Annotated in this window: 16 protein-coding genes; 7 read left to right on the top strand and 9 right to left on the bottom strand. The window is 64.1% G+C overall.

The window, feature by feature from the left end; all coding sequences use genetic code 11:
* Positions 1 to 13: 13 nt before the first annotated feature.
* Positions 14 to 349 carry a GlpM family protein gene (locus ACZ889_RS09545; RefSeq protein WP_010952237.1) on the top strand — a complete coding sequence of 112 codons (336 nt, stop codon included), beginning with the start codon at positions 14 to 16 and terminating at the stop codon, positions 347 to 349.
* 17 nt (positions 350 to 366) lie between these two features.
* On the opposite strand, the gene ACZ889_RS09540 is transcribed toward ACZ889_RS09545, so the two are convergent.
* Positions 367 to 1362: an alpha/beta fold hydrolase gene (locus ACZ889_RS09540; protein ID WP_180688754.1), complete on the bottom strand. Its 996-nt coding sequence runs from the start codon at positions 1360 to 1362 to the stop codon at positions 367 to 369.
* A 195-nt stretch (positions 1363 to 1557) separates the two neighbouring features.
* On the opposite strand from ACZ889_RS09540, the gene metR reads away from it, so the two are divergent.
* A complete protein-coding gene (gene metR, locus ACZ889_RS09535; protein WP_003254981.1) occupies positions 1558 to 2475 on the top strand; it encodes a transcriptional regulator MetR in 918 nt (305 codons plus the stop codon).
* Here the strand turns inward: metR and ACZ889_RS09530 are convergent.
* A complete protein-coding gene (locus tag ACZ889_RS09530) occupies positions 2459 to 2872 on the bottom strand; it encodes an NUDIX hydrolase (RefSeq protein ID WP_476257332.1) in 414 nt (137 codons plus the stop codon). The two genes, metR and ACZ889_RS09530, sit on opposite strands and share 17 nt — an antisense overlap.
* Positions 2873 to 3008: 136 nt before the next feature.
* Here ACZ889_RS09530 and ACZ889_RS09525 point away from each other — a divergent pair, with 136 nt between their 5' ends.
* Both ACZ889_RS09525 and ACZ889_RS09520 read left to right on the top strand, forming a co-directional pair.
* The gene (locus tag ACZ889_RS09525; RefSeq protein ID WP_476257331.1) at positions 3009 to 7289 is read left to right on the top strand and encodes a DEAD/DEAH box helicase; all 4281 of its coding nucleotides are present in this window, start codon (positions 3009 to 3011) and stop codon (positions 7287 to 7289) included.
* A 285-nt stretch (positions 7290 to 7574) separates the two neighbouring features.
* On the top strand, positions 7575 to 9194 hold the full coding sequence (locus tag ACZ889_RS09520; protein WP_004575669.1) for an FMN-binding glutamate synthase family protein: 1620 nt from the start codon (positions 7575 to 7577) through the stop codon (positions 9192 to 9194).
* A 36-nt stretch (positions 9195 to 9230) separates the two neighbouring features.
* Here the strand turns inward: ACZ889_RS09520 and ACZ889_RS09515 are convergent, their stop codons facing one another.
* Entirely contained in the window at positions 9231 to 10649 is a 1419-nt protein-coding gene (locus tag ACZ889_RS09515; protein ID WP_180688756.1) for an amino acid permease, read from the bottom strand.
* Between the two features lie 391 nt (positions 10650 to 11040).
* Here ACZ889_RS09515 and ACZ889_RS09510 point away from each other — a divergent pair, with 391 nt between their 5' ends.
* From ACZ889_RS09510 to ACZ889_RS09500, 3 genes are all read left to right on the top strand, one after another.
* Entirely contained in the window at positions 11041 to 14190 is a 3150-nt protein-coding gene (locus tag ACZ889_RS09510) for a transglycosylase domain-containing protein (RefSeq protein WP_476257330.1), read from the top strand.
* An 89-nt stretch (positions 14191 to 14279) separates the two neighbouring features.
* Positions 14280 to 14825, top strand: a complete 546-nt coding sequence (locus tag ACZ889_RS09505; RefSeq protein WP_003254989.1) for a PadR family transcriptional regulator — start codon at positions 14280 to 14282, stop codon at positions 14823 to 14825.
* Positions 14818 to 15579: a siderophore-interacting protein gene (locus tag ACZ889_RS09500; protein WP_019750592.1), complete on the top strand. Its 762-nt coding sequence runs from the start codon at positions 14818 to 14820 to the stop codon at positions 15577 to 15579. The genes ACZ889_RS09505 and ACZ889_RS09500 overlap by 8 nt, the downstream gene beginning before the upstream one ends.
* A 293-nt stretch (positions 15580 to 15872) precedes the next feature.
* Here the strand turns inward: ACZ889_RS09500 and ACZ889_RS09495 are convergent, their stop codons facing one another.
* From ACZ889_RS09495 to gspH, 6 genes are read right to left on the bottom strand one after another with little or no spacing between them, the layout of a single operon-like run.
* Positions 15873 to 16535, bottom strand: a complete 663-nt coding sequence (locus tag ACZ889_RS09495; protein ID WP_476257329.1) for a hypothetical protein — start codon at positions 16533 to 16535, stop codon at positions 15873 to 15875.
* Positions 16532 to 16918: a type II secretion system protein GspM gene (gspM, locus tag ACZ889_RS09490; RefSeq protein WP_014859960.1), complete on the bottom strand. Its 387-nt coding sequence runs from the start codon at positions 16916 to 16918 to the stop codon at positions 16532 to 16534. The genes ACZ889_RS09495 and gspM overlap by 4 nt, the downstream gene beginning before the upstream one ends.
* Positions 16915 to 17991: a type II secretion system protein GspL gene (gene gspL, locus ACZ889_RS09485; protein ID WP_257645125.1), complete on the bottom strand. Its 1077-nt coding sequence runs from the start codon at positions 17989 to 17991 to the stop codon at positions 16915 to 16917. Before gspL ends, gspM begins: the two co-directional genes overlap by 4 nt.
* On the bottom strand, positions 17988 to 18578 hold the full coding sequence (locus tag ACZ889_RS09480) for a type II secretion system protein (protein ID WP_180688760.1): 591 nt from the start codon (positions 18576 to 18578) through the stop codon (positions 17988 to 17990). Before ACZ889_RS09480 ends, gspL begins: the two co-directional genes overlap by 4 nt.
* Complete coding sequence (locus ACZ889_RS09475; protein ID WP_014589890.1) at positions 18575 to 18943, bottom strand: type II secretion system protein GspI; 369 nt, start codon at positions 18941 to 18943, stop codon at positions 18575 to 18577. The genes ACZ889_RS09480 and ACZ889_RS09475 overlap by 4 nt, the downstream gene beginning before the upstream one ends.
* Positions 18940 to 19371, bottom strand: coding sequence for a type II secretion system minor pseudopilin GspH (gspH, locus tag ACZ889_RS09470; RefSeq protein WP_180688761.1), 432 nt, complete (start codon positions 19369 to 19371; stop codon positions 18940 to 18942). Before gspH ends, ACZ889_RS09475 begins: the two co-directional genes overlap by 4 nt.

Raw genomic sequence — 19371 nt, 5'->3', positions numbered from 1 at the left:
ACTGGAAAACAACGTGGACCTGGTATTCAAAGCGGCCTTGGGCGCAGGCGTGGTGCTGTTGCTGGCGGTGCTGTCGAAAACGCGCAACTACTACATCGCAGGGCTGGTGCCGCTGTTCCCCACCTTCGCCCTGATTGCCCACTACATCGTCGGCAAGGGGCGCAGCATTGCCGACCTGAAGACCACCATCCTGTTTGGCATGTGGTCGATCATTCCGTATTTCGTGTACCTGGCAACTCTGTATGTACTGGTCGACCGCTTGCGCCTCGAGGCTTCGATGGCGCTGGCCACGGTGGCCTGGCTGATCGCCGCGACCGTGCTGGTGACTGTGTGGGTGCGGATGCACTGAGCGAAATCGGCGCCGATTCAGAGCCCTGCGATGTGCGTGACCTCTTGCCTGTGCGCCTGCAAATAAGGCAACACCGCCCCCAGTAACGGCGCCTTGAACGGCTCCTGGAAACGGTGCGCCAGCCCCGGGATCAAGCGCAACTGGCTGCCCCGGATATGCGCCGCCAAGTGCACGCCATGCATCACCGGCAATAACGGATCAGCCGTGCCGTGTACCACCAGGGTCGGCACTCGCAACTGGTTGAGCAACTCGACGCGGCTCGGTTCGGCCAGTATCGCCATGATCTGGCGCTTGGCCCCGTCAGGGTTGAACGCCCGGTCGTAGGCCTGCGCCGCCTGGTGCAGCAACACTTCGCGGTCGTCTCGTACCTCGGGGCTGCCCAAGGCCGCCAGCAGGTCGGCCTGCTGCTCGATAGCCACTTCACGGTTCGGCGCGCTGCGCCGGGCCAGCAACTGCACCAACGCCGGGGCCGGCGCCGGCAGCCCCGCCGCCCCTGAACTGGACATGACCAGCGTCAGGCTGCGCACACGCTCAGGCGCCATCGCCGCCAGGTGCTGGGCAATCATGCCGCCCATGCTCACCCCCAATACATGAAACTGGCGCACGCCTAACGCGTCCATCAGGCGCAAGCCGTCATCGGCCATATCAGTCAGCGTATAGGGCGCCGACACGGGCAGGCCCAGCTTGTAACGCAACAGTTCGAGCGTCAGGTTGGCGTGCGGTGGCACCTGGTTCCAGCGTGACAGGCCGACATCGCGGTTGTCATAGCGGATCACCCGAAAACCTTGGCGGCACAATGCCTCGACCACATCATCTGGCCAATGAATCAGCTGCCCGCCCAAGCCCATGACCAGCAGCAAGGCCGGGTCGCGTGGCGCACCGACGCTCTGGTACACCAGGCTGACGGCACCGAGTTCGGCACGCTGCACCGGCACCTGGGCGTCACAGCGTTGTTCGGCGAAACTCGCCGGTGCGCTGAACAGAAAGAAAAGAAAAAGCCAAAAAGCCCGCATGAAAGAAACACCAGAATGCAGATCCCCAGTAGAGCGCGAGTCTGATGAATTCTGTTCGGGCGCGCTGCCACAGTTCGGTGACAGTTTCATGACTCCCGCCAGGCGGTGCGACGATCGCCCAGTCGACAGATGCCGCATCATGAGAGAAACTCAATTCATTCCCTGTTTCTTCAATTCCACACCCCGGAGTCATCTGTGCTGGAGATCCGTCACCTGAAAACCCTTCATGCCCTGCGCGAGGCCGACAGCCTGGTGGAGGCCGCCGAACGCCTGCACCTGACCCAGTCGGCGTTGTCGCACCAGTTCAAGGAGCTGGAAGAGCGCCTGGGCCTCCCGATTTTCGTGCGCAAGACCAAGCCAATCCGCTTCACCAGCGCCGGGCTGCGTCTGCTGCAACTGGCTGATGCCACCCTGCCGTTGCTGCGCAGTGCCGAACGTGACATCGCACGCCTGGCCGGAGGCACTGCCGGACGCCTGCACATGGCTATTGAATGCCACAGTTGCTTCCAGTGGCTGATGCCGACCATCGACCAGTTCCGTGATGCCTGGCCGGAAGTGGAACTGGACCTGGCCTCGGGCTTTGCCTTCGCCCCGCTACCGGCCCTGGCCCGCGGCGACCTTGACCTGGTGGTGACCTCCGACCCGGTGGACCTGGCAGGCATCACTTACGTGCCGCTGTTCACCTACGAGGCGATGCTGGCAGTGGCCAACCAGCACCCGCTGGCCAGCAAGCCTTACATCGTGCCGCAAGACTTGCTCGACCAGACGCTGATCACCTACCCGGTGGAGCGCGATCGCCTGGACATCTTCACCCGCTTCCTGGAGCCGGCCGATATCGAGCCAGCCGCCGTGCGTACCTCGGAGCTGACGGTGATGATGATGCAGCTGGTGGCCAGCGGCCGTGGCGTATGCGGCATGCCGCATTGGGCGCTGCACGAGTACAGCTCGCGCGGCTATGTGAAGGGCAAACGCCTGGGCGAGAAAGGCCTGTTTGCCACGCTTTATGCCGCCGTACGCACCGACATGCTCGATGCCCCGTACATGCGCGACTTTTTGCTGACGGCCAAGGACACCTCGTTCGCCACCCTCGACGGTGTCAGCGCGGTGCGTTGAGCGTCTGGCGATACAGCGGCAGGATCAAGTCGCGGGTCAGGGGAGCCAGTGGCATGACGGGTGCCTGATCTGCAGCCAGCCAGACCACCTCCTCGATCTCTGCGGCCGGCACCACGGCAGCGGCGCTGTCGACACGGAACAGCTCGGCTTGCACTTCGAAGCCTGGCTCGTTGGCGGCGGGGGCACTGAACTGGCCCAGGTGCATGGCTTGAGCCGGGTCGATGCGCAGGCCCAGTTCCTCCTGCAACTCGCGCACCAGCGCCTGCACCGGCGTTTCACCGGCATCGATCTTGCCGCCTGGCTGCATGAAAGCCTCGGTGCCACGCTTGCGCACCAGCAGCGTGCGGCCCTGAGGGTCGATCAGCAGGGCGGCGGCGATGCGGATGATGTTGGGCATGAAGTGGGCTCGCTGAATAAAATGACCCGCGAGGATCCCATGGGGTCATTGGCCTGACAAGGCCGGTCATTTCTGTGTCGGCCTGGCAGACGAGCGGCCCCTTGCCAACCTGTTGCACACCCTCCATAAACAACACATGAACCTGCCCGCCAAACACCACCCGGTGCTCGAGCTGTTCCACCCTGCCGTCAGCACCTGGTTCCGCCGCCACTTCGCCACGGTCACCGATGCCCAGGCACAGGCCTGGCCGTTGATCCACGCCGGGCAATCCATGCTGCTGGCCGCGCCAACGGGCTCAGGCAAGACCCTGAGCGCTTTTCTGGCCGTGCTTGATGAGCTGCTGCGTGAAGGCATGAAGCACCAGGGCGAACTGCCTGCACAGACCCTGGTGATCTACGTTTCACCTCTGAAGGCCCTGTCCAATGACATTCGTCTGAACCTGCAGGCCCCGCTCGAAGGCATCAGCCAAGCCATTGCAGAGCAAGGCCTGAACGCCCCACGCATCACCACGGCGGTACGCACCGGCGATACTCCGCAGAAGGAACGCGCCGCCATGCGCAAGCTGGCCCCGCACATTCTGGTGACGACCCCCGAATCGCTTTACGTGCTGATGGGCTCGGCTTCTGGCCGTGAAGGCCTGGCCCATGTGCACACGGTAATCGTCGACGAAATCCATGCCTTGGCCGGTAACAAGCGTGGCGCCCATCTGGCCCTGACCTTGGAACGCCTGCAAGCCTTGTGCAAAAAGCCACTGCGGCGTATCGGCCTGTCCGCTACCCAACGCCCGGTCGAACGGGTGGCACAGTTTCTGGTGGGTAGCGGGCGCCCCTGCGCCATTGTCGATATCGGCCATGCCCGCAAGCGTGACCTGGCCCTCGAAGTGCCGCCGGTACCGCTGGGGGCGGTGATGGCCACCGATGTCTGGGGCCTGGTGTATGACCGCTTGGCCACCCTTGCCCGTGAACACCGCACCACGCTGGTATTCGTCAATACCCGGCGCCTGGCCGAACGCATCACCCGCCACCTCAGCGACCGGCTGGGTAAGGAGGCGGTTGCCGCACACCATGGCAGCCTGTCCAAAGCGCTGCGCCTGGATGCGGAGCAGCGGCTCAAGAGCGGCCAGCTCCGGGTGCTGGTAGCGACCGCATCGCTGGAGCTTGGCATTGATATCGGCGATATCGACCTGGTCTGCCAGATCGCCTCGCCGGGCTCGATTGCCGCCTTCCTGCAACGGGTTGGCCGCGCTGGACACCAGGTCGATGGTGTGCCGAAGGGGCGCCTGTTCCCCACCTCACGCGATGACCTGATCGAATGCGTTGCCTTGCTTGACTGCGTTCGACAGGGCGAACTGGACGCACTGCACATCCCCCGGGCACCGCTGGATGTACTGGCCCAGCAGATCGTCGCAGAAGCCAGCAACCAGGCCTGGCACGAACAGGAACTGCTGGATTGCCTGCGCCAGGCCACACCTTACGCCGAGCTTGACCAGCACCATTACCAGGCCCTGCTGCGCATGCTCGCCGAGGGCTACAACGGCCGCCAGGGTGTGCGCAGTGCCTACTTGCACCGTGACGCAGTGAGCGGCACGCTGCGTGGCCGACGTGGCAGCCAGCTAACCGCGCTGACCAGCGGCGGCACCATCCCCGACAACGCCGACTACGCCGTGTTGCTGGAACCGCAGGCGCTGAACATCGGCAGCGTCAATGAAGACTTTGCCGTGGAAAGCATTGCTGGCGATATTTTCCAGCTGGGCAACGCCTCCTATCGCATTCTGCGCGTCGAGCCGGGCCGGGTGCGGGTAGAGGATGCTCATGGCCTGCCACCGACCATTCCGTTCTGGCTGGGTGAAGCGCCGGGGCGCAGTGACGAGCTGTCTGCCGCCGTGGCCCGGCTGCAGGCGCGAATCGACCAGCAACTGGCGATGGCAGGCGGCGACACGGTGGAGGTACTGGCCTGGTTGCAGGCGACCTTCGAACTGGACGAAGCTTGTGCGGGCCAGTTGCTCGACTACCTGGCCCGCACCCGTGAAGTGCTTGGCGCCCTGCCCTCGCAGGATACGCTGGTGATGGAACGTTTTTTCGATGAGTCCGGCGGGACCCAACTGATCATTCATTCACCCTACGGTAGCCGCATCAACCGCGCCTGGGGCCTGGCCCTGCGCAAGCGCTTCTGCCGCACCTTCAACTTCGAACTGCAGGCTGCCGCCAGCGAGGACGCCATCGTGCTGTCTCTGTCGACCAGCCACAGTTTCGAGCTGGACGAAGTGTGGCGTTACCTGAACAGCCGCAGCGCCGAGCCGATTCTCATCCAGGCCCTGCTCGATGCACCGCTGTTTGGCGTGCGCTGGCGCTGGAATGCAGGCGTGGCCATGGCACTGCCGCGCTTTGTGGGCGGACGCAAGGTGGCGCCACAAATCCAGCGCATGAAGAGTGAGGACCTGGTTGCCGCCGTGTTCCCCGACCAGATCGCCTGCCTGGAGAACATCGTCGGCGAGCGGCAGATTCCCGACCATCCGCTGGTCGAGCAAACCCTTGACGATTGCCTGCACGAGGCAATGGACAGCGAAGGCTGGCTGGCCCTGCTGCGGCGCATGGAAAGCGGTGCAGTGCGCTTGCTGTGCCGGGACTTGCCCGCCCCCTCGCCGCTGGCATCAGCGATTCTCAACGCCCGGCCTTATGCCTTTCTGGACGATGCGCCACTGGAAGAACGACGTACCCAGGCGGTACTCAACCGGCGCTGGAACGACGTGCACAGTAGCGACGACCTGGGCGCGCTGGACGCTGATGCCATTGCTGCCGTCGCGGCCGAGGCCTGGCCACAGCCGGCCAATCCCGACGAAATGCACGAGGCATTGATGAGCCTGGGTGCCATCGGTCAGGTCGAGGTAGATGCCAACCCCTGCTGGGATTTGCTGCTAAGGCAGCTGGCCAAGGCCGGGCGTGCCTTGCGCCTGCCCGATGACAAGCTCTGGTTGGCCCGCGAACGCCTGAACCTGCTGCTGGCACTGTACCCCACAGCGCACAGGGAGCCACCGCTCGAACGGCTCGCTGGCTTCGACCAGCCCATCGAGCCCGACCACGCACTGAGCGAACTGCTGCGCGCCCGCCTGAGCGGCCATGGCCCACAGACCCTGGCGCAGATCGCTGCGCCATTGGGCAAACCGGTAACCGATATCGAGCAGGCTCTGGCCCGCCTGGAAGCCGAAGGCTATGTGCTGCGCGGGCATTTCAGCCCAGGTGCAACTGACTTGCAATGGTGCGAACGCCACTTGCTGGCGCGCATCCACCGCTACACGGTCAAACGCCTGCGCCGCGAGATCGAACCGGTCAGCCTGCAAGACTTCATGCGCTTTCTGTTCGATTGGCAGCACCTGGCGCCTGACGAGCGCCTGCGTGGTCCGCAGGCGGTGGCCGAAGTGCTGGGCCAGTTACAAGGGTTCCCCAGCGCCGCAGCGGCCTGGGAGGCGGAACTGCTGCCGGCGCGTATCAAAGACTACAGTCCGCACTGGCTCGACGAAGCCTGCCGAAGCGGCCAGTTTGCCTGGAGCCGGCTGGCGGCAACAGTGGCGAGCAGCACGTTGACCAGTACCCCTCTGGTGTTGCTGCCGCGGGACCAGTTGAACACGTGGCGCAGCCTGGCGCCCGCACCTGCTGTCGACGCCCTTGGCCTACGTGCGCAACGTGTGCACGAAGCGCTGAAAACCCAGGGTGCGCTGTTCTTCGATGAACTGGCACATGAGGCACACCTGCTGCCCAGTGAACTGGAAACTGCACTGCAGGAGCTGGTGGGCTCGGGCCTGGCCGGGGCGGACAGTTTCACTGGCTTGCGCAGCCTGATCACGCCTGCAACCAAGCGCAGCTCACGTAACAGCCGCCGAGGCCACCCGCCGCTTTCCAGCAGCATGGCGCATGCCGGACGTTGGGCCCTGCTGCGCCGCAGCGATGCCCCCCCGGATCACGACCAGCGCCTGGAGCACATTGCCCGCACGCTGCTGCGTCGCTATGGCGTGATCTGCTGGCGGCTGTTGGCGCGCGAGAGTGATGTACTGCCGCCCTGGCGTGAGCTGCTGCGCTGCTATCACCGATTGGAAGCGCGTGGCGAGATCCGGGGCGGGCGCTTCATTGCCGGGCTGGCCGGTGAACAGTTCGCCTTGCCTGAGGCGGTAGTATTGCTGCGGCAAGTGAGACGACGTGAACCGGACGGAACGCTGCAGGTGGTGAGCGCCGGTGACCCGCTGAACCTGATCGGCTCGTTGCTGCCCGGGGCGAAAGTGCCGGCAGTGATTGGCAACCGGCTTCTGTATCGCGACGGAATACCGGTGGCGGTGCGGATGGCCGGGCGTTACGCGTATCTGGTCGAGGCGTCCGCACAGGAGCAGGAAAGCTGGCGGCAAAAACTGCTGCGCGCCCCCCTGTAGGAGCGGGTTTACCCGCGAATACGGTGGCGGCGGCAACGCTGACCGGCGGGTAGAAATTGGCCAGCAGGCCCGGCCCTTTCGCGGGTAAACCCGCTCCTACACGACGGCCTGCGCCCAATCATCAATGTGTGCCCACCACCGATCTGCGCTGCGCCCAGGCAATTTGGCTCGGGTCGAGAATGATTTTCGCTACCTCGATTTTATTTTGCAGCGCCCGGCAACTTGGCTATGGTCGGGGTTTGCCCCCAGGCCCTGAGCCTGACCGCGCCATCGCAAGGACCCTGTATGAGCCTGTCACTTCTCAGTCGCTATGCCTTCTTCGCCGCCTGTGTGCTGTTCACCCTGGCGAGCCTCCCCTTCAGCCACCACGAATGGCTGTGGCCGTTCACCCTGACCACAGGCATTCTCAGCCTGATCGGCCTGTTCGACCTGCTGCAGCAGCGCCACGCCGTACGCCGCAACTACCCGGTTCTCGGCAACATCCGCTATCTGGTCGAGGCCATTCGCCCGGAAATCCGCCAGTACCTGCTGGAGTCCGACAGCGATGCCCTGCCCTTCTCTCGCGCCCAGCGTTCGCTGGTGTATGCCCGGGCGAAGAACGAAGCCTCGGACAAACCTTTCGGCACCCTGATCGACGTATATGAATCCGGTTTCGAGTTCATCGGCCACTCCATGCGCCCGGCACCGCTGGCCGACCCGGCCAGCTTCCGTGTCATCGTCGGTGGGCCGCAGTGCAGCCAGCCGTACTCCGCGTCGATCTTCAACATTTCGGCCATGAGTTTCGGCTCACTCAGCGCCAATGCCATCCGTGCGCTCAACCAGGGCGCCAAGCTGGGCAATTTCCACCATGACACCGGCGAGGGCAGCATCAGCCCCTACCATCGCGAGCACGGTGGTGACCTGGTGTGGGAACTGGGCAGCGGCTACTTCGGGTGCCGCACGCCAGATGGGCGCTTCGATCCCGAACGTTTCGCCGCCCAGGCGCGCAGCCCTCAGGTGCGCATGATCGAGATCAAGATGAGCCAGGGTGCCAAACCCGGCCATGGCGGCATATTGCCCAAACACAAGGTCACCCAGGAAATTGCCGAAACCCGTGGCGTGCTGATGGGCGAGGATTGCATCTCACCGTCGCGCCACAGCGCCTTCTCGACACCGATCGAAATGATGCAGTTCATCGCCCAGTTGCGTGAGCTGTCCGGTGGCAAGCCAGTGGGGTTCAAGTTCTGCCTGGGCCACCCGTGGGAATTCATGGGCATCGCCAAGGCCATGCTGGAAACCGGCATCCTGCCCGACTTCATCGTCGTCGATGGCAAGGAAGGCGGCACCGGCGCAGCGCCCGTGGAGTTCACCGACCATATCGGCGTGCCACTGCGTGAAGGCCTGCTGTTCGTGCACAACACCCTGGTCGGCCTGAACCTGCGCGACAAGATCAAGCTGGGCGCCAGCGGCAAGATTGTCAGCGCCTTCGACATCGCCAGCGTGCTGGCCATTGGCGCCGACTGGGCCAACTCGGCACGCGGCTTCATGTTTGCCATCGGCTGCATCCAGTCGCAAAGCTGCCACACCAACAAGTGCCCGACCGGTGTGGCCACGCAAGATCCGCTACGCCAGCGTGCGCTGGTGGTGCCCGACAAAGCCCAGCGGGTGCTGAACTTCCATCACAACACGTTGCGTGCCTTGGCAGAAATGCTGGCGGCGGCAGGCCTGGAGCATCCGGCACAACTGGAGGCCAAGCACCTGGTGCGGCGCATTTCGGCCACCGAAATCAAGCTGTTCTCGCAGATGCATGTGTTCTTGAAGCCAGGCGAGCTGCTGACCGGCGAGGTGAACGGGCAGTTCTATTCGCGGATGTGGCAACTGGCCCGGGCGGACAGTTTCGAGCCGCACAGCGAAGTGGCGGCCTGAGAGAACGCTGGGGCCGCAAAGCGGCCCCACGTCAGGTCAGGAGGCTGTACTCGCCACACCTTGTGCGTTTTTCGGCGCCAGGCGGAACGTGTAATACAGCACTGTCAGCAACACCAGGAACGCCGGGCCGATGTACAGGGCCACACGCGTATCCTCGAAGTACGCCATCAGCCCGACCACCAGCACCAGGAAGGCCAGTGCCAGATACGAGCTCAGCGGCCACAGCCACATGCGGTACTTCAGTGCCTTGCGCTCGGCCGTGGTAAGGCCGGCACGGAACTTCAGCTGTGCCAGCAAGATCATCACCCAGGTCCAGATCGCACCAAAGGTGGCGATCGAGGTCACCCAGACGAAGACCTTTTCTGGCACCAGGTAGTTGGCCAGCACGCCCAGCAGCAACGCGCCGATCGACAGCAGCAGCGCATTGCGTGGCACGCCGTTCTTCGAGGTGCGGGCGAAGGCCGCCGGCGCCTGGCCGTTCTGCGCCAGGCTATAGAGCATACGCCCGGTGCTGAAGATGCCGCCGTTGCACGACGAAAGCGCCGCCGTGATGACCACGAAGTTGATGATGCCGGCGGCGGTCTTGATGCCGAGGCGCTCGAAGGTCATGACGAACGGGCTGCCCTGGCTACCGATTTCGTTCCACGGGTAAATCGACAGGATTACGAACAACGCGCCGACGTAGAACAGCAGGATGCGCCAGAACACCGAGCCGATGGCCTGCGGAATGGTCTTTTGCGGGTTGCGTGCTTCACCGGCGGTGAGGCCGATCATTTCCACGCCCAGGTAAGCGAACATCACCATCTGCAGCGACATCAGCACGCCGGTCACACCATTGGGCATGAAGCCGCCGTTGCTCCACAGGTTGGAGATCCCCACTGCCACACCGTCATTGCCAAAGCCGAAGGCAATGATGCCGATGCCGCCAAGCACCATGGCGATGATGGTGACGATCTTGATCAGCGCGAACCAGAACTCGAACTCACCAAAAGCCTTCACCGCCACCAGGTTGACCGCGCCCATGCTGCCCAGCGCCGCCAGGGCCCAGATCCAGCGCGGAACGTCGGGGAACCAGATGCCCATGTAGATGGCCACTGCCGTGATTTCGGCAACACAGGTCACCAGCCACAGGAACCAGTAGTTCCAGCCAGTCAGGAAGCCCGCCAATGGGCCGAGGTAATCCTGGGCATAACGGCTGAACGAGCCGGCGACAGGGTTGTGCACGGCCATTTCACCAAGGGCGCGCATGATCACCAGGATGGCCAGGCCGCCGATGATGTAGGACAACATGATGGCCGGACCGGCCATTTCGATCGCCTTGGCCGAACCGAGGAAAAGACCGACACCGATACAGGCGCCCAGCGCCATCAGGCGGATGTGCCGTTCGCCCAGTTCACGCTTGAGCGGGCCGCCTTCTGTGGCCTGGCCGTGGGCAGAGTGGTTGCCGACTGGCATAGCAATACAACCTCATTTTGTTATTGGATTTGACCTTCGTGCCGCCGCGACCAAGCCGATAGGCGTGGCATTGGCTTGCCAGGCTGGCCTTGTGGACCGGCCCGTGTGCCGGAGTAGAGCGCCCGGCAAGGCGAAGGGGGCGAGCAGTATAGGAAGACCGTTGTAGGAGTTTTCACTGTATATATGCAGAAATTTGGCTAGAACTCTGGGGCCGCCACACGCCCCAAAAATCGCCGGGGCACCATAGCAACATCGTCCGTTGAAGGAACCCACACCAAAGCCGCATAGCCCCACATGACTTTTTCCTTCTTCTTACAAATTTTTCACCCTATCCACTCAACGTCTAAGCTTCAGACAAGCAAGACGAAAATACTTGGCCGGATAGAAGATTATGGGCGCACTGTGGCAATCGGAACCAAGCAGAACGGAAGCACCCGAGATACCTCCGGCCGAGACGCCACAACCCAAGTCCCCCCGTCAGCGTCGGCTATGGTGGCGGCTGATCATCCTCATCCTGCTGGTGGCACTGGTAGCCATCGCTGTTGCCGCGTATGACGAATTCCGTACCTCCGAACTGCAATCGCGCGAGTTCAGCAAACTGGCCAGTACACTGACCTATTCGCTGCAACCCGGTCCCAGCGATGCCATCATCTACCCCGGTGACGGGCCGTTCGACAAACGCCTGGGCTATAGCGCCCTGGGGGAATTCCTGCCACGCCTGCTCAAGCGCGACTACCTCATCAGCGAACAGGTGAAGTTCTCACCCGCATTGATGAACTACGTCGATCATGGGCTGTTCGCGCCCTATATCGAGAAAATCCAGGCTGGCCTGTCGATCACCGACTGCCGTGGCGACACGCTGTACCAGTACAACTACCCCCAGCACCTGTACCCGGACTTTGCAGCGATCCCTCCCGTGATGGTCAACAGCTTGCTGTTCATCGAAAACCGCGACCTGTTGGATACCCAGGACCCACGTAACAACCCGGCAGTGGACTGGCCACGCTTTGCCAAGGCCGCCTACAGCCAGGTCGCCAAGTACCTGGCCCTGCCCGGCCAGTCTGCCGGCGGCAGCACCCTGGCCACACAGCTGGAGAAATATCGCCACTCACCCGACGGCCTGACGGTGTCGGGCGCGGAGAAGATCCGGCAGATGATTTCTGCCAGCGTGCGTGCCTACCAGGGCGGCCCCGACACCACCGAGGCACGCCAGCGCATCGTGCGTGACTACCTCAACAGCGTACCGCTGTCGGCTGTGCCTGGGCATGGTGAGGTACATGGCATGGCCGAGGGCCTGCGGGTGTGGTACGGCGCCGACTTCGACCAGGTCAACCAGGCCCTGAACGCCACCGCCACCGACCCCCAGAGCATGGCCGCACGTGGCCTGGCCCTGCGCCAGGTGCTGTCGCTGATGATTGCCCAGCGCCGCCCCTCGCATTACTTGTCCAAGGGCCGGGTCGAGCTGGCCGAGCTCACCGATTCGCACATTCGGCTGCTTGCCGCCAACAAGGTCATCGATCAGCCGCTGGCCGATGCCGCGCTGGCCAGCAAGGCGGTGTACCGCGACTGGGTCGCGCAGCCGACCATCGTACCGATCATCACCAACAAGGGCATCAGCCTGGCGCGCAACCGCCTGTCGGCCATGCTCAATCGCCCGCTGTACGACCTCGACCGCCTCGACCTGTCAGCCACCAGTACCTTGCAGGCCGACCTGCAGCTGCAGGTCAGCCAGTACCTGAAAAACCTTGCCGACCCGGAGTTTGCCGCACAGATAGGCCTGATCGGCGAGCGGCTGCTCACTGCCAAGACCACCGACCAGGTGAGCTACAGCTTCACCTTGTTCGAACGCACCGCCGATGGCTCGCGGGTACGCGTGCAGACCGACAGCACCAACCAGCCCTTCGACATCAACGAAGGCAGCAAGCTGGAGCTGGGCTCAACCGCCAAGCTGCGGGTACTGACCACCTACCTTGAAATTATCGCCGAGCTGCACGACAAGTACGCTGGCAAACCTGCCGCCGAGCTGAAGAAGGTCGAAGTGGCCGAACTCGACCGCATCACGCAATGGTCGCTGGAATGGCTGGCGCAGAACAGCAAGAACCAGAGCCTTGACGCCATGCTCGACGCCGCGCTCGAGCGCAAGTACTCGGCCAACACCGGTGAAGCGTTTTTCACCGGTGGCGGGATGCATGTGTTCAACAACTTCCGCAAGGAAGACAACAACCGCAACCCGACACTCAAGGATGCACTGCGCGAGTCGATCAACCTGCCGTTCATCCGCCTGATGCGTGACCTGGTGCGCTACGTGACTTACCAGCAGCCGTACAACCGCGTGCCGCTGCTCAAGGACGATGCCGACCCGCGCCGCCAGGAGTACCTTGCGCGCTTTGCCGACAAGGAAGGCACCAACTACCTGATGCGCTTCTGGAAGAAGTACCAGCGTAAAACCTCGCAACAACGCCTGGACACCTTCCTCGACAGCATGCGCGTGACCCCACAGCGGTTGGCGGCGGTACACCGCTACCTGTTCCCCGAGGCAAGCCAGGAAACCTTCAACGCGTTCGTGCGTGCCCACCTCAAGGGTGACAAGGTCGTGCTGGGCAAACTGACCGATGGCCGTCTGTCCGAGATGTACGTAGCTTACGGCCCCGGCAAGTACGACCTGCCCGACCAGGGTTACATCGCCAAGGTCCACCCGCTGGACCTGTGGCTGCTTGGCTACCTGCTGAAGAACCCGAGCTCGACACTGACCGAGATGATCAACGCCAGTCGTTTCGAACGCCAGGAGGTATACGGCTGGCTGTTCAAGAGCCGCCACCAGGGCGCCCGTGACAGCCGCATCCGCACCATGGTCGAAATCGAAGCCTTCCTCGATATCCACCAACGCTGGAAACGCGTGGGCTATCCATTCGACCACCTGGTGCCCTCATTGGCCACCGCCATCGGCAGCTCCGGCGACCGCCCCGCTGCCCTCTCCGAACTGGTCGGGATCATCCAGAACGACGGTGTTCGCCTGCCTACCCTGCGCATCGACACCCTGCACTTTGCAGCCAACACACCCTACGAGACCAAGTTGATCACAGACCCGGACCGGGGCGTGCGAATTCTGCCAGTCGAAGTGGCGCGTGCACTCAAAGGCGCCATGTCGCAAGTGGTCGATGCAGGTACCGCGCGGCGTATTTCCGGCAGCTTCAAGCTGCAGGACGGCACGCCACTGGTGATGGGCGGCAAGACCGGTACCGGCGACAACCGAATCGAGAGTTTCGGCGCCGGCGGCCGGCTGATCGGCTCGCGCTCGCTAAACCGCACCGCCACCTTCGTGTTCTTCCTTGGCGACAACCATTTCGGCACGCTGACCGCCTTCGTGCCGGGTCGCACGGCAGAAGCGTTCAAATTTACTTCGGCGCTGCCAGTGCAGGTGCTCAAGGGCATGGCACCGATCCTCATGCCATACCTGCAGCCGGGCAATCCGAATGAGTGCAAGCCGCCACAGGTTGCCCTGCACACACCGCCACCGGCAGGGAACACATCGACGCAGTAGATGATAATCATCAGCATTGAAGGGCTTGTCTTTAGATATATCTTGAGTAATATCTTACGATATATCGCAAACGACGGAGCCCTATCCTTATGCGCGAACATCCCCCTCACGATCCCTTCGAGCGGCGCCCCGCCCGTGGCGAGCGCGGCCCGCGTGTCTTCGCCCCGGGTGACCTCAAGCTGCTGATGCTGGACTTGCTGGCCGAGCAGCCCGGCCACGGTTACGACCTGATCCGCCAGATTGAAAATCTGTTCGACGGCAGCTACAGCCCAAGCCCTGGGGTGATCTACCCCACGCTGAACTTCCTTGAAGAGGCCGAACTGATCAGCGGCCAGGTACAAGGCAGCAAACGCCTGTATGCCATCACCGATGCCGGCCGCAGCGCCTTGGCGGATCAGGCAGTGGCCCTGGATGGCGTGCGCATGCGCATCGAGGTCAGCAAACGCGCCCTGCGCGGCCACGACCGCCCGCCAGAGATTCATGAAGCGGTCGGCAACCTGCGCCATGCATTGCACATGCACAGCGGCCGCTGGACAGTGGAAGAAATCGAACGGGTCCGTGACTTGCTCAACCATACCGCCAAGGCCATCGCCTCCGGGCCCACCGAACCTTTCAGGGAGACGCCCCATGAGTGACACCATTCACCGCGTAAACCACGAGATCCGCCAGCGCCGTCTGCAGGTGCTGCGGGTCACCGAGCTGACCCCGCGCATGCGCCGCATCACCCTGGGGGGTGCCGAGCTGCAAGGCTTTACCAGCGTGGGCAGCGACGACCATATCAAGCTGCTGTTCGCCGAAACGCCGGAGCAACAACAGGCCATCGAGGCCCGTAACCTGGGTAAGGACGGTGGCGCGCGGCCCACCATGCGCGAGTACACACCACGGCGCATCGACCTGGTGGCACATGAGCTGGACATCGACTTCGTGCTGCACGGCGACGGCCCTGCCTCTACCTGGGCCGCGCAAGCCGCGCCCGGGCAAACCCTGGACATCGCAGGGCCACGGGCCTCGCTGGTGGTGCCGGACATTTTCGACAGCTACCTGCTGATCGGTGATGAAACTGCCATCCCGGCCATTGGCCGTCGGCTGGAGGAGTTGCCGGCGGGCCGCCAGGTGCTGGCAGTCATCCAGATCGAAGACGAGCACGAGCGCCAGCCGCTGCCAAGCAAGGCGCAGGTGGAAGTGATCTGGGTACGTCGCCAAGGGGAAGACTTGTTGGAGCTGGTGCGGAACCTGAGCTTGCCGCAAGGCCGGCTGTATGCCTGGGTAGCGCTGGAAAAAGCCCTGACTCGCCAGGCCAAGGCGTTGTTGCTGGAGAAAGGGGTAAAGGAAGACGCGCTAAAGGCTGCAGCCTATTGGCGGGCCAACGGGACTGCCGACGACGAGTGATCGTGATTGCCTGATCTGCCGTCTTCGCGGGCAAGCCCGCTCCTACACTGATCGGGGATGGACACAACTCGGCGGTTGGACACAAATCGGCGGTTGGGCACAAATCGGCGGTTGGGCACAGGCCGTTGTAGGAGCGGGTTCACCCGCAAACACCGGCGCAGCCGGTGCCACGCAACGCGCCGCCTGCTTCGCGGGTATGCACCATCGATACGACCAAGCGCTTCAGCCCCGAGCACCTCAGAAAAGCTCGACCGCCCACAGAGCATCTACAGGAGGCCGCGCCACGTTGTTACTTACCAACGAAGGTCTCGCTGCCCCGCCAGGGCCTGCGGCCCGAGCCATTGAGCCCCACGCAACAATGGCGTCAACTGCGCTTCAGGCTGCAGCTGGAACACCACCTGCGCCTGGCGTCCTGGCAGGTCGGCATCCACGGCCAGTTGATGTTGCCCTTGCTGCGCCAACTGCCCGCGCAGGTGCCAGCCACTGCGGCAATCCATTTCCAGCCAGCCGTGCCCAAGGCCTAGGGACCAAGGGTCGCTCAGGGCAAGGTCGGTTACGATCACGCGGCCTTCACTGGCCTGGCATTGGCGCCCTGCCCCCTCCATCCTCAACACACCCTGCCACTGGCCGGCCAGTCGGTAATCCGTCGAGACCGTCGCCAAAGCCCCCTTGGCTGATGCCTCCAGCCGCCACTGCCAGGGCCAGCCTTCTGCACGCAACTGCCAGGCCTGGCCCTGGAACCCCACTTGCGCATTCGCCTGCAAGCGCCAGGGCTGCACCGTCCAGCGCAAAGGCCCGACCGGCCCCCATTGTTGTGCCTGCCCTTGCCAGAGGCTTCCACCGACATCGCGTACCGGCAGGCCGAACGCACGCACCACCCAATTGGCCGGAAGCTCGATAAACAGCGTGAGCACGAATACCAGTAGCACCCAGGCCATTGCTGCACTGCGGCTCATGGCTGCACCACCAGGTCGAATCGCAAAGCCTTGCCCTGCTGCTCCAGCCCCCATTGCAACGGCAATGCGCCTTCTGCACGCAGGCTCTGCACCCAGCCTTGCAGCATGCGCTCATCGGCCACCTGCCCACGCAGTTGCCAGGCCTTGCCTTGCGTATCGACTTCGGTCAGTTCGACCCCACGGGCCTGGGCCGACTGACGTAGCCGCTCCAGGTTCAAACCGGGCCCGCCTTGCAGGCTGGCCGCCTGTTCGGCCAGCACACGCCACTGGCCAAGCACGCGCCATTGCGCAACGCCTTCGCGCAGGGCCAGGAAGGCCAGCAGCAGGGCGATCAGTCCCCAGGCGAACGTGAAGCGATGACGCTGTAGCCAGTCGCGGTTCATGAGGCTGCTCCCAGGTCGAAGATCACTTGGCCATCTTGAACCTGCACTGTGGCGCCAGCGGCAGCCGCCATATCACGCCATGGCGGCGCACTGCCCTCGCCCTCCAGGCGCAGGTGCCAACGCTGACCATCGAAGCGCACCGCTTGCAGGCGCAAGCCGGGGTTGGCACGCAGCCAGGTCTGCAAGCGAGCCTGCAGGTCGTCTAGCTGACGTGTACGCAGTTGCTGCTGCAGTACGCTCTCGCGCAGGCGCTTGAGGGCCTGTGCCGCGTGCCGAGGGCTGGCCTGCTCGCCGGTCACGGCAACGACCTGGTTGCGCCAGAGTTGCGCCTGACGCCATTGCTGGCTCACCCACAGGCCACCCCAAACGGTGGCCAGCACCAGGCAAGCTGCCAGCAGCCGCTGCTGCTGGCGGGAGACCGCCGGCAACGAGCGCACCTTGCGGGCGCGCTCGAACAGGCCAGGCAATGTGGCGAGCGGCGCAAATACGGTTGGCCAATTGCCGCTCAGCGACGTCTTGTGCAGCCCTGCCCACGGTGGCTGCGGCACGCCACCCAAGGCATCAGGCCACGCCAGCCAGTGCTCCTGTCCATCTTCGGCCAAGCCTTTGTAGAGCAACATGCCGGGGGTGCGTTGCCATTGCCAGGCGCATCCTGGCTCGGGCGATGGCAGCAGCTGCAGCTCCGCCCAGCAACGTACCGTCTGCAAGCCCCATTCGGCACATTGGCCACGCCAGTCATCCAGCTGCTGACGCGCCACTACCAGCAGACGAAGGTACCCGGGTTCACGGGCCAGGCAAGCACAGGCCACCTCATGCGGGGCCTGCAGCAAGCGATCCTCAAGCAGCAAAGGCCACTCTTCGCGCTTGAGCCCGGGCGGGGCCGGCACGCGAAAATGGCTGCACGCCTCGGCAGGCAGAACCAGCGCAACATGGGCCTGCGGGTTGGCCGGTGGCTCGCCCTGCCCCTCGCTTTGCAAAATACCGTCCTGAACCAGCGCCCAATGCCAGACAGCACCCGGGCGCAGCAGCAGCCACGCCTGGGCCGGCGTACGCCGCCGCCATTCAAGTTTCATGAGCGCCCCCATGGAAGGGCGAAGGTGCAGACATAGGGGGCTCCATCACGCAGCAGTTCCAGACGCACACCACGGCCTGGGTGCACCGGTTGGTCAGAAGGCCAGGCCAGCCAGCGGCCGCCCTGGTAATACAGAACGTTCATGGCACTGACCTGGTCGAGTCGTTCGCGCTGTACCCAGCGCGGGGTGACAGCGGCGTACAAGTCCGCCGAGCTTTCCAGCAACAGACGTTGCTCGCGGGCCTCGAACCGCAGACGCTGGCGTTGCAGGCGCGAGCCACCTTCGGCTGCCGGCAGGCCGGTACTGGCGACCCACAGCAACTGGTTGCTGGCGGGCTGCCAGTCCAGCCAACGGCTGGCCAGCGGCAGACGCTGGTCGTAGACACGGCGCAGCACCGGGCTGTCGAAGCGGCGCTCCAGGGCCAGGCAAAAGTCCAGCACCGAGGTTTGCCGAGTGGTGTCCTGCAGGCGTTCGCGCACCTTCAGCCAGCCGTTGACCAGGGCGGCCAGCATGATGCCGAGCACGGCTGTCAGGGCCAGGGCGACCATCAGTTCGATCAGGGTCAGGCCGGTTTGGCGGTGTTTCATGGGCGCTCCAGAAACACGGTGTACTGGCCCAGTGGCAGGCGCTGGTCGCGGTCGGCGAACAATTGCAGTTCGCCACGGCGCAGGTCGCGCACGCCGGTGCGGCGCAGTTGCAGTTGCCAGTGACACAATTGGCCACCTTGGCCGAGCTCGCCGGCTACTTGGTTTTCGGCAGGCCAGTACTGCTCGACGGCAAAGCGGGCTTGCAGCTCACGCGCGCACAACAGGCCAAGGCGGTGCTGTTGCAGGTTGTCCTGCACTGCCAGCCGCTGGCGCAGTACCTGGCTGGTGATCACCGCCAGCACGGCAGCGATTGCCAGGGCTACGGTCACCTCCAGCAGAGTGAAACCACGCTGTGCTTGCTTCATGGCACGACCCACATGCCATCGGTGCGGCTCCAGGCCCATTGCTGACTGCCATCGGCCCAGCGCCAGCGCACGCTACCCGCCTGCGCCCAGCCATGCGGCGTGAACAGTACGCGCGGTTGCGGGCTGGCCGGCCAGTCCGGGTGCAGGCCCTTGGGCCAGTCGCCGAGCGGGACCGCTTCGACCACCCAGGCATCGCCCTCGCGGCGGACGAACTCCGGTCGCTGGCCATTCCAACGCAGCCCGCGCAGTTGCCCGGCATGCCGGGCCAGCGCGGCCTGGCCGCGGACCTCGACCGCCAGCCGTTGCAGGGCCTGCTCGACACTGGCCTGGCCGTTGCCAAGGCCGGCCACTGCCAGCCCGGTCATCAGCCCGGCAATGGCCAATACCACCAACAGTTCGATCAGGCTGAAGCCGCGCTGATGACGCAC

The sequence above is a fragment of the Pseudomonas sp. TE3895 genome (assembly GCF_056278855.1).
The sequence above is the reverse complement of the archived record's forward strand: the minus strand, read 5'-3'. Positions and strand labels throughout refer to the sequence as shown.

What these genes read in the sequence shown, in the direction of transcription:
- ACZ889_RS09540 (WP_180688754.1), bottom strand. Translation starts at nt 1,362, where the DNA reads ATGCGGGCTTTTTGGCTTTTTCTTTTCTTTCTGTTCAGCGCACCGGCG.
- ACZ889_RS09530 (WP_476257332.1), bottom strand. Translation starts at nt 2,872, where the DNA reads ATGCCCAACATCATCCGCATCGCCGCCGCCCTGCTGATCGACCCTCAG.
- ACZ889_RS09525 (WP_476257331.1), top strand. Translation starts at nt 3,009, where the DNA reads ATGAACCTGCCCGCCAAACACCACCCGGTGCTCGAGCTGTTCCACCCT.
- ACZ889_RS09520 (WP_004575669.1), top strand. Translation starts at nt 7,575, where the DNA reads ATGAGCCTGTCACTTCTCAGTCGCTATGCCTTCTTCGCCGCCTGTGTG.
- ACZ889_RS09515 (WP_180688756.1), bottom strand. Translation starts at nt 10,649, where the DNA reads ATGCCAGTCGGCAACCACTCTGCCCACGGCCAGGCCACAGAAGGCGGC.
- ACZ889_RS09510 (WP_476257330.1), top strand. Translation starts at nt 11,041, where the DNA reads ATGGGCGCACTGTGGCAATCGGAACCAAGCAGAACGGAAGCACCCGAG.
- ACZ889_RS09505 (WP_003254989.1), top strand. Translation starts at nt 14,280, where the DNA reads ATGCGCGAACATCCCCCTCACGATCCCTTCGAGCGGCGCCCCGCCCGT.
- ACZ889_RS09500 (WP_019750592.1), top strand. Translation starts at nt 14,818, where the DNA reads ATGAGTGACACCATTCACCGCGTAAACCACGAGATCCGCCAGCGCCGT.
- ACZ889_RS09495 (WP_476257329.1), bottom strand. Translation starts at nt 16,535, where the DNA reads ATGAGCCGCAGTGCAGCAATGGCCTGGGTGCTACTGGTATTCGTGCTC.
- gspM (WP_014859960.1), bottom strand. Translation starts at nt 16,918, where the DNA reads ATGAACCGCGACTGGCTACAGCGTCATCGCTTCACGTTCGCCTGGGGA.
- gspL (WP_257645125.1), bottom strand. Translation starts at nt 17,991, where the DNA reads ATGAAACTTGAATGGCGGCGGCGTACGCCGGCCCAGGCGTGGCTGCTG.
- ACZ889_RS09480 (WP_180688760.1), bottom strand. Translation starts at nt 18,578, where the DNA reads ATGAAACACCGCCAAACCGGCCTGACCCTGATCGAACTGATGGTCGCC.
- ACZ889_RS09475 (WP_014589890.1), bottom strand. Translation starts at nt 18,943, where the DNA reads ATGAAGCAAGCACAGCGTGGTTTCACTCTGCTGGAGGTGACCGTAGCC.